General features: G+C 72.9%; 16 protein-coding genes and 1 pseudogene. 8 read left to right on the top strand and 9 right to left on the bottom strand.

What is annotated here, in order from left to right:
* Positions 1-8 precede the first annotated feature (8 nt).
* From ACZ7LT_RS09005 to ACZ7LT_RS08995, 3 genes are all read left to right on the top strand, one after another.
* Positions 9-632, top strand: a complete 624-nt coding sequence (locus ACZ7LT_RS09005; protein ID WP_471235319.1) for an NADPH-dependent FMN reductase — start codon at positions 9-11, stop codon at positions 630-632.
* Between the two features lie 137 nt (positions 633-769).
* The gene (locus tag ACZ7LT_RS09000) at positions 770-1,462 is read left to right on the top strand and encodes a thioesterase II family protein (protein ID WP_471235318.1); all 693 of its coding nucleotides are present in this window, start codon (positions 770-772) and stop codon (positions 1,460-1,462) included.
* Between the two features lie 32 nt (positions 1,463-1,494).
* Positions 1,495-1,815, top strand: coding sequence for a chorismate mutase (locus ACZ7LT_RS08995; protein ID WP_471235317.1), 321 nt, complete (start codon positions 1,495-1,497; stop codon positions 1,813-1,815).
* Here the strand turns inward: ACZ7LT_RS08995 and ACZ7LT_RS08990 are convergent.
* Complete coding sequence (locus ACZ7LT_RS08990) at positions 1,747-2,406, bottom strand: TOPRIM nucleotidyl transferase/hydrolase domain-containing protein (protein ID WP_471235316.1); 660 nt, start codon at positions 2,404-2,406, stop codon at positions 1,747-1,749. The two genes, ACZ7LT_RS08995 and ACZ7LT_RS08990, sit on opposite strands and share 69 nt — an antisense overlap.
* A 16-nt stretch (positions 2,407-2,422) precedes the next feature.
* Entirely contained in the window at positions 2,423-3,106 is a 684-nt protein-coding gene (locus ACZ7LT_RS08985) for a LamG domain-containing protein (RefSeq protein ID WP_471235315.1), read from the bottom strand.
* A gap of 126 nt (positions 3,107-3,232) precedes the next feature.
* Here ACZ7LT_RS08985 and ACZ7LT_RS08980 point away from each other — a divergent pair, with 126 nt between their 5' ends.
* Both ACZ7LT_RS08980 and ACZ7LT_RS08975 read left to right on the top strand, forming a co-directional pair.
* The gene (locus tag ACZ7LT_RS08980; RefSeq protein WP_471235314.1) at positions 3,233-3,673 is read left to right on the top strand and encodes a hypothetical protein; all 441 of its coding nucleotides are present in this window, start codon (positions 3,233-3,235) and stop codon (positions 3,671-3,673) included.
* A 90-nt stretch (positions 3,674-3,763) separates the two neighbouring features.
* Positions 3,764-4,417, top strand: coding sequence for a DUF7691 family protein (locus tag ACZ7LT_RS08975; RefSeq protein ID WP_471235313.1), 654 nt, complete (start codon positions 3,764-3,766; stop codon positions 4,415-4,417).
* Here ACZ7LT_RS08975 and ACZ7LT_RS08970 read toward each other — a convergent pair.
* Positions 4,407-4,618 (bottom strand): annotated as a pseudogene (locus ACZ7LT_RS08970) (hypothetical protein); the annotation flags it as partial. The gene ACZ7LT_RS08975 and the pseudogene ACZ7LT_RS08970 sit on opposite strands and share 11 nt — an antisense overlap.
* A gap of 244 nt (positions 4,619-4,862) precedes the next feature.
* On the opposite strand from ACZ7LT_RS08970, the gene ACZ7LT_RS08965 reads away from it, so the two are divergent.
* From ACZ7LT_RS08965 to ACZ7LT_RS08955, 3 genes are all read left to right on the top strand, one after another.
* Positions 4,863-5,696: an SDR family NAD(P)-dependent oxidoreductase gene (locus ACZ7LT_RS08965; RefSeq protein WP_471235312.1), complete on the top strand. Its 834-nt coding sequence runs from the start codon at positions 4,863-4,865 to the stop codon at positions 5,694-5,696.
* Positions 5,697-5,801: 105 nt separating this feature from the next.
* Positions 5,802-6,317 carry a hypothetical protein gene (locus tag ACZ7LT_RS08960; protein ID WP_471235311.1) on the top strand — a complete coding sequence of 172 codons (516 nt, stop codon included), beginning with the start codon at positions 5,802-5,804 and terminating at the stop codon, positions 6,315-6,317.
* Positions 6,318-6,457: 140 nt separating this feature from the next.
* Positions 6,458-6,862, top strand: a complete 405-nt coding sequence (locus ACZ7LT_RS08955) for a VOC family protein (RefSeq protein WP_471235310.1) — start codon at positions 6,458-6,460, stop codon at positions 6,860-6,862.
* A gap of 75 nt (positions 6,863-6,937) precedes the next feature.
* Here the strand turns inward: ACZ7LT_RS08955 and ACZ7LT_RS08950 are convergent, their stop codons facing one another.
* The 6 genes from ACZ7LT_RS08950 to ACZ7LT_RS08925 all read right to left on the bottom strand — a co-directional run bounded on the left by ACZ7LT_RS08950 (position 6,938) and on the right by ACZ7LT_RS08925 (position 14,141).
* Positions 6,938-7,705 carry a GNAT family N-acetyltransferase gene (locus ACZ7LT_RS08950; RefSeq protein ID WP_471235309.1) on the bottom strand — a complete coding sequence of 256 codons (768 nt, stop codon included), beginning with the start codon at positions 7,703-7,705 and terminating at the stop codon, positions 6,938-6,940.
* 104 nt (positions 7,706-7,809) lie between these two features.
* Positions 7,810-10,377 carry an ABC transporter permease gene (locus ACZ7LT_RS08945; protein ID WP_471235308.1) on the bottom strand — a complete coding sequence of 856 codons (2,568 nt, stop codon included), beginning with the start codon at positions 10,375-10,377 and terminating at the stop codon, positions 7,810-7,812.
* Positions 10,378-10,436: 59 nt separating this feature from the next.
* Complete coding sequence (locus ACZ7LT_RS08940; protein WP_471235307.1) at positions 10,437-11,231, bottom strand: ABC transporter ATP-binding protein; 795 nt, start codon at positions 11,229-11,231, stop codon at positions 10,437-10,439.
* Positions 11,232-11,409: 178 nt separating this feature from the next.
* Entirely contained in the window at positions 11,410-12,084 is a 675-nt protein-coding gene (locus ACZ7LT_RS08935; protein ID WP_471235306.1) for a response regulator, read from the bottom strand.
* Entirely contained in the window at positions 12,081-13,811 is a 1,731-nt protein-coding gene (locus tag ACZ7LT_RS08930) for a sensor histidine kinase (protein WP_471235305.1), read from the bottom strand. The genes ACZ7LT_RS08935 and ACZ7LT_RS08930 overlap by 4 nt, the downstream gene beginning before the upstream one ends.
* 105 nt (positions 13,812-13,916) lie before the next feature.
* A complete protein-coding gene (locus ACZ7LT_RS08925) occupies positions 13,917-14,141 on the bottom strand; it encodes a hypothetical protein (RefSeq protein WP_471235304.1) in 225 nt (74 codons plus the stop codon).
* Positions 14,142-14,165 lie beyond the last annotated feature (24 nt).

The following is a 14,165-nucleotide window of genomic DNA, read 5'->3' as shown; positions in this document are numbered from 1 at the left end:
GAGAACCCATGCACCAGACCGTCAAGGTCGTCGGAATCGGCGGGTCGCCCCGCCCGCACTCCACCGCCGAGCGGGCGCTGCGCGCCGTGCTGACGGAGGCGCGACGCCTGGGCGCCGAGGTCAGCCTGATCGGCGGCGCCGAGCTGATGCTGCCGCTGTACGACCCGCGTGAGCCTGTCAGCTCCCCGCAGGCGCTGCGGCTGATCACCGAACTCGCCTCGGCCGACGGCGTCGTCATCGCCAGCCCCGCCTACCACGGCACCGTCTCCGGACTGGTGAAGAACGCCCTCGACCACGTCGAGGAGCTGCGCGGCGACGACCGGCCGTATCTCAGCGACCGGGCGGTGGGCTGCCTGTCGGTGGGACAGGGGTGGCAGGGCGCGGTCTCCACCCTGGCGGCGCTGCGCGGGATCACCCACGCGCTGCGCGGCTGGCCCACCCCGCTCGGGGTCGCGATCAACAGCGCGACGGCCGGCTTCGCCCCGGACGGGACGTGTGACGACCCGCACGTCCAGAGCCAGTTGACGCTGATGGCCGAGCAGGTGACGGGATTCGCACGCGCCCGCGCCGCCCTCGCGGCCCAGGATCTCGCGGCGCAGGGCCTCGCGGCGGGGGCGGGGCGGTCGCGGTGACGGAAGCCTTGACCGTGGGAGGCGCGCAGGCGGCGCGCACGGTGCCCGGGCCGCGACCGGCGACGGGCTCGCGCACGGGGGCGGCAGGCCCGATCACGCGTCCCGCACCGATCGAGGACCCCGCGGTCCGCCTGTTCATGTTCCACCACGCCGGCGGCTCTCATCTGCTCTACCGGGGCTGGGCGAAGCACTTCCCCGACGACTGGGAGATCTGCCTGCTGGACGCCCCCGGCCGGGGACACCTCCAGGCGCTGCCCCTCGTCGAGGACTGCGGCGAACTGGTCGCCTACTTCCACCAGGCCCTCGCCCCCTGGCTCGACCGGCCGTTCGCGTTCTTCGGCCACAGCATGGGCGGCCTGGTCGCGTACGAGCTCACGTGCCGCCTGATCCGCGACGGCGGACCGGCCCCCCAATGGCTCGGCATCTCCGCGTACGGAGAGCCGCCCGCCGAGGCGGGCGCCGACGGCAGCCGCCATCTGCTGTCCGACGACGCCCTGCGCGACTGGCTGCGCGACGCGGGCGGCAGCCCGCCGAAGCTGCTCGAAAACGACGCCGTCTGGGGGAAGTTCGGGCCGGTGTTCCGCGCCGACTTCAGCGTCGTGGACACCTGGGCCTCGCCCCGCGACCCGCTGCCGCTCCCCGTCCCGGTCTCGGTCTTCGGCGGCCGCGGCGACACCCTGGTCGGCACCGGCCGGCTCATGTCCTGGAGCGCGTACACCGACGACTTCCGCGGCCTGCGGATGTACGACGGCGACCACTTCTATCTGACGGACCACCGGGAGAGCATCGCCCGCGCCATCACGGACGCCCTGTCCCGGACGCCCTTCTAGACCCCGCCCGCCCACGAAGAAGGCACATCAGCATGCCCGAGACCATGGACCGCACCGCCCAGGACCTGTACGCGCGCCTCGCGGAACTGGACCGGTCGGTCATCGACCTGATCCGGCGGCGTACGGACACCTGCCGGGAGCTGACCGCACTGCGCCGCGCCGCCGGAGCCCCGTACATCGAACTCGCCCGCGAGAACGAGGTCCTGCACCGCTACCGCGCGGCGCTCGGCCCCACCGGCACGTCGCTGGCGATGCTCCTGACGGATCTGGGCAGGGGCGTTCGCTCACACATGGGTGAGCAGGCGGTCCAACGGCCCCGGCACGCAGCCGAGTTCCAGGCTCTCGACGAGTGAGCGCGCGTACTGCGCCTTGCGGCCGCTGTGGGTGCCCATGAAGCGGTGCAGCTGATGCTCCACGGGCCGCTCCCGCTGCGCGGGCTGGTTCTGGAAGGTGCGGAACGCGCGCAGCTCGCCCTGGGCGTCGACGACCTCCTGCACGGCGGCGGCGCCCAGGGAGCGGATCAGCTCGTCCTCGAGGTCGGCGACGCACACCTGGAAGCCGAGCGGTTCCAGCGCGTCGCGCGTGAGGGCGGAAGCGACCTCGGCCTTCTCCAGAGCGCGCCGGAAGAACCGCTCCTCCCGCGCGTCGCACAGCCCCGCCAGCCGGAGGTCGAGCCCCTTCGGACCGCACAGGTCCAGGAACCGCCCGATGCTCATCGCCCCGCCGAGCGGCACCACCGCGACGCCCTCCGCGTCGAGGTCGCGTCCGTGGCGCGCGGCCAGCGTCTCGACCGCGACCTGGTCACTGCCGCCCTCGACGAGCACGACCGTACGCACCCGCGCCCCGGATACCAGATCCCGCGCCGCCCGGGCGCCCGCCACCGCCTCCGCACCGCCCGCGGCCCATGCGACCACCGCCTGCCGGAAGTTCCCCGTCTCGTTCATGACTCCAGTGTCGCCGCTACCTCCGGTGGACGCGTAGGTGGGCGACCTCGAACGACATCTCCGTGGTGTCCGGGTCGGGCGCCGGGTGGTGCCGGCCCGCGCAGACGGAGAGGTTCACGATGAGGTACGCCTTCCAGCGCTGCCCCACGCCCTGGCGGTCGGAGAAGACATGGGTGCCATTGACGGTCCACTCGACCGATCCGGCGCCGAACTCGACCTTCAGGTCGACCCATTCGCCGGGCCGGACGGCGGCGTCGCGGTAGTAGAGGTGCCCCCCGTTCACACGGTTGGACAGCTCCAGGAGGTCGGGGTTGTCCGGGTGGTACTCGAAGACGTCGATCTCCTGATCGCCGTCCAGCCAGGTCCAGATCGCCGGCCAGGCCCCCATTTCCCGGGGCAGCCGTACCCTCGCCTCCAGCACGTCGCCCGTACGCACCATGAAGCCTTGGTCGCTGCCCTCGGTCGTGAGCAGCCCGGCACTCCACTTCCCGTCCGGCCGCCGGGTGGCCCAGAAGACTCCACCGCGGGAGTACGAGGGATCCTCCACCAGGTAGTCGAGTTTGTTGTCACCGGGGTTGGTGGGCCCGCCCCCGGGATAGGCCCACGAGCGGCCCGCGACCCACTGCGCGGTCGACGCGAAGTCGGCCTCGAAGAGTGGGGCGCTGCCTGGTACGTCTGCGTGCACGTCACACCTCCCCATACCGGGGGAAATCCCCTGAGGGAGTCTCCCCGTGGAGTGATGCGAACAGGCCAGGTGGCGCTAAAGTGATCAATTCACGTCAACTGTGGCTATTTCTTTGGGGGATTCTTGCGTTTCACACACACCATGGCTGCCGGTGCAGCGGCTCTGGCCGCCCTGGTCGTCCCGCTCGCCGCGTCACCCGCCGCAGCCGCCGGGCCGACCACCTCGGACTCCCTGACGGGCTATGACCGCTCGTTCACCGGGCGCATGGACATCGGGTGGCAGATCCGCCCGTACAAGCTGGATCCCGTCAAGATCACCGTGCGGGACACGGCGACCGACGGCTACGCCATCGGCATCCGCCTGATCACCAACGGGGCGGACGGCAAGATCATCTGGAAGATGCGGACCATCCCGACGGGGCAGGCGACCGCGTCCTGGACGACGTACGCCGCCCCCGGTGGCTACATCAACTACGCCTACTTCGAGATCTGCAAGATCAAGGTGAGCAACGGCGTCATCGAGCGCTGCGAGTCCTCGCGCGTGATGAACGCCCCGTTCGACGACTCCTCGCTGGGCGGCTGACGGCGAAGGGGGCGCCCGGACACCCCGGGCGCCCCCGTTCCGTACACCTCGCCGCGTACGTTGTCGGTGCCGCCTGGCACCATGGCGATCATGAGCCGAATCATCTCGTACAGCACCGCCGACAAGGCCCACGTCGTGGCGTACCTGGGCGCCGCAGGGAAGCTCACGGCGGACCAGCAGCGCATCCTTGGCCTCATACGCGAGAGGGCGCAGCAGAAGCAGGACGACCTCGACCGCCAGGGCGTCGACTGGGGCCTGTCCATACCGGCGGCCCTGGACCACCTCATCGCCGGGCACGCCAGCGCCGACGGCTCGTGCGCGGGCAACGCGTACTACAGCGCCCTCCAGATCATCATCGACTGCAACGCCTCCGACCCGTACGACCTCGGGGTGTTCTCCAAGCCCGGCACGTTCTTCAGCCTCCTCGACGACGAACTGCGCCGCCTCGGCGTCAGCGCGGATCTCCTGCCGTACGGCTACCTCTTCGCCGGACCGCCAGACGAGATCCCCTTCGCCATCCCGTACCCCATGGACGGGTCCCCGGACATCGGCCACCTTCCCCTGGCCAAGGCCAAGCCCGCGGCCGACGCCTACCGTTCGGTCCTGGACCGGATGGACGAGGGATTCACCTACGAGGTCAGCAGCCTGATCGAGAAGCTGGAGTTCGAGCATGGCGAATGGATGTTCGCCCAGAAGCTCGACTGGTACACCCAGGACACGATCTTCTTCTCCCTCACGGGCTGACGTCGCAGGAGCAGGGCCGGCACTCCCCACCGAGTTCCTGGTCGACGGCCGCGTTGCTGCGGGTCGCGGCCGCGGTGACCGCCTCCCAGGAGCCGTACTTGGCGTAGAGCTGGTCCGCCGTCGGGCCGAGCGGGTTGCCGTCTTCTTCCGGTTCGGCTCCTCCAGCCTCCTGACCTCCTCCGGGGTCATGCCGGCCCGGGTGAAAGGTCCTTCCCCGGAGGGACGACACGGGTAGCGGCGCTGACGCACCGTCGCCGACGGCGGCTCGCGCGATGCCCCTCGGGTCGGGGCAGCGTCGGGGTCCTGGCCGGGCAGGGCACCCGCGGCGCGGGCACCACCCGCGCCCACGAACGGCGGTCGCGCGAGCCTGCCGTGCCTGGTGGTGCCAACACCAGGATCAGCACCCGCTCCCCAGCCCCGCGCGCCGCACGGCACGATCCTCGGCATGAACCCACGCACCATCCTGGTCACCGGCGCCACCCAGGGCCTTGGCCTCGGCCTCGCCCACGCGCTCGCCGCCCAGGGCGACACCGTCCTGCTCCACGGCCGCGACCGCGCCCGGCTGGAGAGCGCCGCCGACGAGCTGCGCGCGGCCGCGCCCGAGGCCGCCGTCCGTACCTACCTGGCCGACCTCTCCGACCTCGACCAGGTCGTCGCCCTGGCCGACCAGGTCCGCGCCGCCGAGCCCCGCCTCGACGCCCTCGTCAACAACGCCGTCGCCGGCGGCGGCAGCCGGCCCCTGGTCCGCGAGCTGAGCGCCCAGGGCCACGAACTGCGCTTCGCCGTCAACCACCTCGCCCCCTACGCCCTCACCCGCGCACTGCTCCCCCTGCTCACCGCCTCCCGGCCCGCCCGCGTCGTCAACGTCGCCTCGATCGGGCAGGAGGCCGTCGACTTCGCCGACGTCATGCTGGAGCGTGACTACGAGGGGCTGCGGGCCTACTGCCGCAGCAAACTCGCCCTGATCATGGCGACCTTCGAGCTCGCCGCGGAACTACACGGGACCGGCGTCACCGTCAACACCCTGCACCCGGCCCATCTGATGGACACCGAAGGGGTCCGCGCCTATGGCCTCACCCCGGAAGTCGGCATCGAGGAAGGCGTCGCACCGACCGTACGGCTGATCACGGACCCGGCGCTGGAGCCCACGACCGGCCGCTACTTCGACCGGTTCACGGACACCCGCGCCCATGAACAGGCCTACGACGCCGCGGCCCGCCGCCGCCTCATGGAGCTGACCCACGCCCTGCTGGCCCGCCACCTCTCACCCGCATCCTGAACCGGCGCAGCTGATCGGCGACCCGGCGCGGGCGGCGGCGCGCGCCCCCCGGCACCGGCCCCGTGCGCCGGGTTGCCCCGCCCGGCGCCGGTCGTTCAGCAGGGCATGACGCGTCGAAGGCCCCTGTCCCTGCCCGTGACCGTGCTCCTCCTGGCTGCAGCGGCCTTCGGCTGCACCGCCGTCCCGGCCCCCTACCCCGTGCCCGCCGGCCCCCCGCTGGCGACACCGGAGCACTTCACACCCCCGCCTCCGCCTCCGCCTCCGTCCCTGCCCGTACAGCCGCTGCCCCACGAGGAGCTCGCCTCCACCGACCCGGACACCCCCCGCGCACCACTCCCCACCACAGCGGACACACCCCCCGCCCCGCCCCGGCCGCAGGCGGAGGAACGCGAGCACCGCCACCGCGGCCCCGCCGACCCCCGCACCCCGGCCCGCCGCCACCCCCATCCCCCCTCAGGCCCCCACCACGCCGGCCCCAAACCGAAGAAGCCCCGCCCGGCGAGCTCGTGGCCCAAGGCCCCGCCGCGCCGGAGCTTCGACATGAGGGACCTCTGCGCCGCCTCCGACGGCGTCACCGACCCGGTGATCGTCCGGCTGTGCCGGGAGACGTACGGCCACTGAAGCGCCCCCTGTGAAACGCGCAAGGGTGATCCCCGGGGCCCATCCGGCCGCTGCCGCGTGGCGCCCGTACGTACGGCGGCGGCCGGTGGTGTGACCTGTCAGGCGGCCCACCGGCACACGGCGGAAAAGGAAAGGCGGCCATGTTCAGGAACAGCAAGGCGTTCAGCGGCTTCTCGGTCGACGACCTCGCGCAGGCCAAGCGGTTCTACGGGGACACGCTCGGCCTGGAGGTGGAGGAAAGCGGCGAGGGGGACATGCGGATGCTCAGCGTGTCCCTCGGGAGCGGCGCCAAAGTCCTCGTCTACCCGAAGGAGAACCACACCCCGGCAAGCTTCACGATCCTCAACTTCCCGGTGGACGACATCACCGCGGCCGTCGACGAACTGGGCCGCCGCGGCGTGACCTTCGAGCGCTACCCCGAGTTCGACGCCGACGACAAGGGCATCGTCCGCCCGGGCGGCGGCCCGGGCGGCGGCGGCCCGGCGGCGATCGCCTGGTTCAAGGACCCCGCGGGGAACGTCCTGTCGGTCCTCCAGGAGTCCTGACGACGGACTCGGCGGCACGGACCCGGCGGGGGTGCCCCGCGTCGTCCGCCGCACGGGTTCGCGCCGTCAGTGCCGTCAGTGCCGCCGGTCGGCGGACAGCGAGAGGTAGAGGCGCGTGCCCTGCGGCCGGTAGCCGGCGCGCTCGTAGACGCGGCGTGATCCGTCTCCGGAGTACTCCAGCCAGACCGATCCCGCTCCCTGGGTGAACATCGCCTCCGTCAGCGCCGCGGTCACCGCGGTGGCTATGCCGCGGCCGCGAAAGGCGGGCCGGGTACCGACGCCCGCCAGCTCGGCGGTGTCCTCGGCCGGCGGCGAGCAGGACGCCCCGCCGGCGCAGCCGCCCTGAAGGTCCCGGACGAAGCGCACCGCACCGCCGCTCTCCTGGGTGCGGCGCAGCCGGGCCACCCCCGCCGCGGACGAGGCGAAGGCCCCGCCGAACGCCTCGGCAAGCGCGGCGTCGAGCGCGGCGTACTCCTCGTCGGTGGCCGGGCTCTCCACGTGTGGCGAGTCGGCGGACCGGGGGACCGTCAGCGTACGGGGCGTGCAGACGAGGTACTCGTGCACGGCCTCGGTGTCGAAGCCCGCCGCCCGCAGGGCCGGTGCCACGGCCGGCGCGGCCTCCGGCGCGAACTCCAGCCGGGGCAGCAGCCCGCGCTCCCGGAAGGCCCCGACGAGCGCGGCGACGTCACGCTCGGTCGGCTCGGTGCCGGGCAGCGGAGTCGCGTAGTTGAGGTACGGACTGTCGGTGTCGGGCATGAATCCCGCGACGAAGCCACCGGTCTCGACGACCACGGGACGGCGGCGGAGGTTGGCGACGGCGAAGTTCTGGACCTGGATGTCCATGGTGGGTATCGACCTCACGAAGTCTCAAGGGCGATCCGCAAGGTCGCGGAACGACGGCCAGGGTTCCATGATCACCCGGCGCGGGCAAACGATTTAGCTCGGCGTCAGGCATCCGCGACCGCCTTCAGCGGGCTGAGCGCGGCGGCCCGGCGGGCCGGGAGGGCGGCCGCGATGGCGCCGACGGCGAAGGAGAGGACCACGACGAGGGCGAGGGTTCCCCAGGGGAGGGCGAAGGTGTACTGGGGGATGGCTCCGTTGGCCAGTCCGCTGATCTTCCAGGCTCCGAACAGGCCGCAGACCAGGCCCAGCAGCGTGCCGTAGGCGGCGACCGTGAGGGATTCGACGCGGATCATGCGGCGGACGGCGGTGCGGTCCATGCCGATGGCGCGCAGGACTCCGATCTCGCGGGTGCGTTCGGCGACCGACATGGCGAGGGTGTTGACCATGCCGAGTGCGGAGATGATCACGCCGATGGCGAGCAGTCCGAAGACCATGGTGATCAGGTCGCCCGCGACGCCGGCCTGCTCCTGGACGAGCCGGCCGCGGCTTTGGACCTTCAGCAGCGGGCTGTTGTCGACGGCGGCGCGCAGCCGCTTCTCCATGTCCGTGGCGGCGGCGCCGTGGTCGGTGGTCACGAGGATGCGCTGGACGGAGTCGCGCAGGTAGCCGTCGCGCTGGACGTCGGCGCGGTCGGCGAGGACGTCTTGGGCCGTGGGGTTGTCCTCGTAGATCCCGACGACGGTGTAGGGCCGGGCGCGGTCGCCCTGGCCTGGGCCGATGCTCGCGTCGATCCGTCCGCCGGTGCCGACGCGGTTCTCGCGGGCGAAGCTGCTGGAGACGGCGATCCGGCCCGGACCGATGCCGGCGGCGGAACCGCTGGTGAAGCGGAGCTTCATCACGTTCCGCACCGTCCTCGGGTCGACGCCGGAGACCTGCCGGGTGGCGGCGCCGGTCGAGAGGGTGGAGTCGGCGACGGCGGAGGCGGTCGTGACGCCGGGGATCGCGGCGACCCGGCGGACGGCGGTCGCGTCGATGGCGGTGGTGGTGGCGCGGGTGCTGACGACGTAGTCGGCGCTCAGGCCGGCGGCCGCCTGGGAGTCCAGGGCCCGGCTGGAGGAGTGGTCGATGACGGCGAGTCCGGAGACCAGCGCGGTGCTGATCATCAGGGCGGCGGCGGTTGCGGCCGTACGGCGAGGATCACGCAGGGCGTTGTCCTTCGCGAGGTCGCCCACGACGCCGAGCCGGGCGGTGAGCCGGCCGATGAGACGGATCACCGGGCCCGCCATCAGCGGGGCCAGCACGATCAGGCCGATCACGAGGATGCCGCAGCCGGCCATCGCGGTCTGCAGGTTCTCGTCCGAGGCGCCCTTCGCGTCGCTCAGCGAGACCAACAGACCGGCGCCGAGGAGGAGTACGGCCGAGCCGAGCGCGCCCCGGAGCCGGGACAGTGTCGCCGACGGCGGCTGGTCGGCGGTGCGCATCGCCTCGACGGGCGCGATCCGGGCCGCGCGGCGGGAAGGCAGCCACGCGGCGAGGACCGTGACACCGACGCCGACCACGAGGGAGGCGAGCACTGGGGCGGGGCCGATCACCAGCGGGCCCTGCGGCAGGGACGCGTCCGCGGTGCCGAGCAGGCCGGGCAGGACGGTGGCGACCCCAAGCCCGAGGACGAAGCCGAGCAGGGAGGCGAGGAGACCGACCAGAGCCGCCTCGGCGAGCACGGAGCTGACCACCTGGCGGCGGGTGGCGCCGATCGCACGGAGCAGGGCGATCTCCCGCGAGCGTCGCGTGATGAGCATCGTGAAGGTGTTGACGATGAGGAACGAGCCGATGAAGAGTGACACCACGGCGAAGATCATCGGCAGCCGGGCGTAGCTGCTGGTCCTGGTGTCGACGAAGACCGACTGCTGGGTGGCGTTCGCGGTCGCGGTGGTCGCCTCGGCACGGTCGGCCGGCAGCAGCGCGCCGATGCGCTCGGCGAGTTCGAACTGGTCGGTGCCGGGTGCGGCGGACACGTCGATCCCGGTGTAGTGGCCCGGCGTGGCGAAGAGCCTCTGCGCCGTCGTCTTGTCGAACACCGCGAGCGTGCCGCCGGAGGTGACCCGGGTGTCGTCGGTGGAGACGAGGCCGACGAGCCGCATCCGGCGGACGGGGCCGTCGGTAGCCAGCGTGACCATGTCCCCCAGGGAGTACGAGCCGGCCGCCGCGGTGCCGCGGTCCAGGGCCACTTCGCCACCCGTACGCGGGGCGCGGCCGGCGGTCAGCGGATAGCGGCTGTCCCGGCCGTCGGCGCCGGGGAGATAGGCGGCGGCCAGCTTGCCCATCATCGTGTCGGCGCGCAGTGGCGAGCCGTCCTTGGCGGCCAGGGTGACCGAGCCGTCGACCGTCGGACGGGCCGCGGTGACACCGGGCACGGCGGCCACGTCGGCGACGAGCGCGTCGTCGAGGACGCTGGTGCGCTCGCCGGCGGCGGCGCCCGGCGGGTACTTCGGCTCCACGGTGACCGCGATGCCGGCGTAGTTCCTCGACAGGGCGGAGCGGTAGGCGGCGGTGGTGGAGTCGGCGAAGACGAGCGAGCCGGAGATGAACGCGACCCCGAGACAGACCGCGAGCACGGTCATGATCAGACGGGCCTTGTGCGCGAGGACGTTGCGCAGGGCTGTTCGCAGCATGGTGAGCTTTCCGAAGACATAGACAGAGGGCGCGGAGGGTGGCGAGGGCGGGGTGCCGGTCAGTGGGTACGGCCCTGGGCTTCGAACGCGAGCATCCGGTCCAGGACGGCGCCGGAGGTCGGCTCCTGCAGTTCGTCCACGAGGCGGCCGTCGGCGAGGAACACCACGCGGTCGGCGTGGGCGGCGGCCACGGGGTCGTGAGTGACCATCACCACGGTCTGGCCCAGTTCCCGTACCGAGTCGCGCAGGAAGCCGAGTACCTCCGCGCCGGAGCGGGAGTCGAGGTTGCCGGTCGGCTCGTCGGCGAACACGATCTCCGGCCGGGAGACCAGGGCGCGGGCCACCGCGACCCGCTGTTGCTGACCGCCGGAGAGCTGACCGGGCCGGTGCGCGAGCCGGCCCGCGAGACCGACGGTGGCGACGACGGTGTCCAGCCAGGCCGCGTCCGGCCGCCGGCCGGCCAGCCGCAGGGGCAGGGTCATGTTCTCCAGCGCGGTCAGCGTCGGCAGCAGGTTGAAACCCTGGAAGACGAACCCGACCTTCTCCCGCCGCAGCCGTGTGAGCGCGCGGTCGTTCAGGGAAGACAGTTCGACACCACCGATCCGGGCCGATCCGGAGGTCACCGGATCCAGCCCGGCCATGCAGTGCATCAGCGTGGACTTGCCGGAACCGGACGGCCCCATGACCGCGGTGAAACGGCCCCGCGCGAACGCCACGGACACCGCGTCCAGCGCGGTGACCGCCGTCTCGCCTTTCCCGTACGTCTTGGTCAGTCGGGTCGCGACGGCGGCCGGCTCCCTGAGGGCCGTGCCGGAGGAAGGAGAGGAAGGAGACGATGGGAACGTCGGTGACATGAGGACTCCGCCTGGGAAACGAGGTCCGCGCTGCGCCGCGCGAACCGGTGGACGTTCCTATCCTCACGTCACTGACCTGCGTAAACGTCGTTCTGAAGAGGGTAGTTGACCTCTACCGAACGTCCGGGGGCGGCCGGATCCGCTCTGCCGAAAGGCAGAGACCGGCCTCAGCGCGAGGTCAGGAGGCCAGACCGGTCCGGTGGGCCAGCACCGCGGCCTGGACGCGGCTCGTCGAACCGGTCTTCTCCAGGACCGCGCCCACATGGGTCTTCACCGTGCCGATCCCGATACCGAGCCGCGCCGCGATGTCCTGGTTCGACAGTCCCTCGCCGAGCATCACCAGAACCTCCCGCTCGCGGCCGGTGAGCCGGGCGATCCGCTCGTCCGCGAGCCCGCCGCCGTCCTCGGTCCCGCCGGCGCGCAGCATCCGGGAAATCACCGCCCCGGTCACCCCCGGGGAGAGCACGGCGTCACCGGCGGCGGCCGCCCGTACCGCGCTGATCAGCTCCTGCGGGCCCTCGTCCTTGAGGAGAAAGCCCGCGGCCCCCTCCCGCAGGGCCCGGACGACGTTGTCGTCGTCGCCGAAGGTCGTCAGCATCACCACACGCGGCGCGGGATCGAGGGCGAGCAGCGGTGCGATCGCGGCCAGGCCGTCGCACACCGGCATCCGGATGTCGACGAGCGCCACGTCGGGACGGTGGACGGCCGCCAGTTCGACGGCCTGACGCCCGTTCGGGGCCTCGGCGACGACCTCGATGTCATCGGCGTGCCCAAGGATCAGGCTCACGCCGTGCCGGATCATCGCCTCGTCGTCGGCGAGCAGGACACGGATCGGCCGGGCGGGCTCGGTCACGGGGTCTCCCAGGGTGACGCGTCCCGCACCGACGGGACGGTGAAACGGTCGATGGCGATCAGACGCTCTGCGGCGTCGAAGCAGTAGCGGGCGATCCTCAGACCGCCCGGGTGGGACTCCGTGCCGCCGCCGAACGGATAGACGCAGCCGACCGCGCCCGCCGGACGGGGCGGCTCGTGGCCGGTGGCCGCGGCCCGTACCGCCTTGTTGTCCAAGGCGCCGAGACCCGCCACCTCGTCGTAGGTCATCCCGATCCGGGGCAGCGGGCGCGGCCCGGCCTCCTGGTGCGGAACGCCCGCGTACACGAAGGCGGTCCCCAGGACCGTCAGCACGCACAGCGCCACGAACCCGAAGGCGAGCGTCAGCACCTGCGCGATCGGGCGTTCCGGTGCGACCCCGGCCTCTGTACCGGCCACCGGCCCGGCGTCGTCCGGCCCGGTGTCGTACGGCCCGGTGTCGTACGGGACTGCTGTGTACGGGCCGCCGCCGGGCCGCTCCGGAGCGAGGGCGTCACCCGGCTCGGCCGGCACGCTCGCCTCCACCTGGAAGCCGCCGGACGGCAGCGGGCCGGCGTCGAAGGCACCCCCGAGCAGCTCCACCCGCTCCCTGAGACCCGTCAGACCGCGACCGGTTCCCACGTCCCCGGCAGGGACGGGGTGCCCCGCCGGTGCGCCGTTGCGGACGGTCAGCCGTACCGTCTCGTCGCCGTGCACCACCGTCACGGTGACGTGCGCCGTGCTCGCGTACCGGTGCACATTGGTCAGGGACTCGCGGACCACCCGGTGCACCGCCCGGCGCACCGGGACCGGGCGGCCGGAGAGGTCCGGCCCCGTCCAGTCGAGCCGTACGGCGATCCCACCGTCGCGGGACTCCGCCACCAGCGCCTCGATGTCGGCACGGGTGCCGGTGGCGTCGGTGAGCACGTCCGGCCCGGTGTCCCGACCGAGCGGCCCGAGCACCCCGAGGGCCTGCCGCAGCTCGCGCATCGCGTCCCGGGTGGTGCGCCGTACCAGGACGGCCTCCTCGCGCAGTTCGGGCGCGGCCCGCTCCAGGGCCAGTTCCAGCCCGCCGGCGTGCAGCGAGACGAGACTGAGACGGTGGCCCACCAGGTCGTGCATCTCGGCGGCGATCCGGGACCGCTCGTGAGTACGGGCCTCGCTGTCGGCGGACCGACGGGCCCGCTCCGCCGCGTTCCCGCGCTCGCGCAACGCCCGTACGAGGCGCCGCTGCTGCCCGTACGCCGTCCCGACCAGGCCGGGAACGATCACGGCGGTCGGCGCGAGGATGAGGCCGAGCGCCAGCCCGTACGCCACCGGGCCGGGACCGAGCCACGGCGCGGACACCGTCGCACACACCACCAGCAGGGCACCGGCCGCGGTCAGCAGCCGGGCACGCCGCCGGGCCGGGACCGTCCGCCGCGCCACGCAGTACGCGGTCGCCGCCGCCACCGGCCCGACGCAGGACGCGATACCCGTCAGCGCGGCAAGGACCAGGAGTACGGCCCCGGGGAACCGGCGACGCAGCGCGAAGAGCCCGGCGCCCGCGGCGAGCGCCGCCACCTGGACGTACGGATGACGCAGGAACCCGAGCCCCGCGACGGCCAGACACACCCCCGCCCCGGCGAGGACCACGGCCGCGGTCTCCGCCACCGCACGCGCGAACCGGCCCCGGTGCGCTCCGGGCGGGCGACCGTGGGCCGAACGACGGAACAGACGAGTGCGTGCCACGCTGACCAGTATCGATACCCGTAGCCGCGGTGGCGTGCGCCTCGCGGTGGATCCGCCTCTCTACCGAAAGACAGAGGCGTCGCGCGATTGGCCTCGCCCCGGCGATCAGGCGGGATGGTGCGCGAAGAGTTCCAGGTGTCCGCAGCCCGGGCAGCGGTACGCGTCGATCTGCCAGCGGGGCCGTCCCATGCGCTTGGCGCCGCCGAGTATGCCCTTTTCCAGCGGCCCCGAGATCCAGCGGGCGAAGCCGCGGGAGTGTTCCCCGGCGTCCTCGATGAATCCCGTCTCCAGGCCGACCGCGCCGCACTGCGTGCACTTCATCGTGTTCATCGCGGGAGTGTAGCCGCGGGACCG

The organism is Streptomyces sp. NPDC039465, assembly GCF_055639315.1.
The sequence above is the reverse complement of the archived record's forward strand: the minus strand, read 5'-3'. Positions and strand labels throughout refer to the sequence as shown.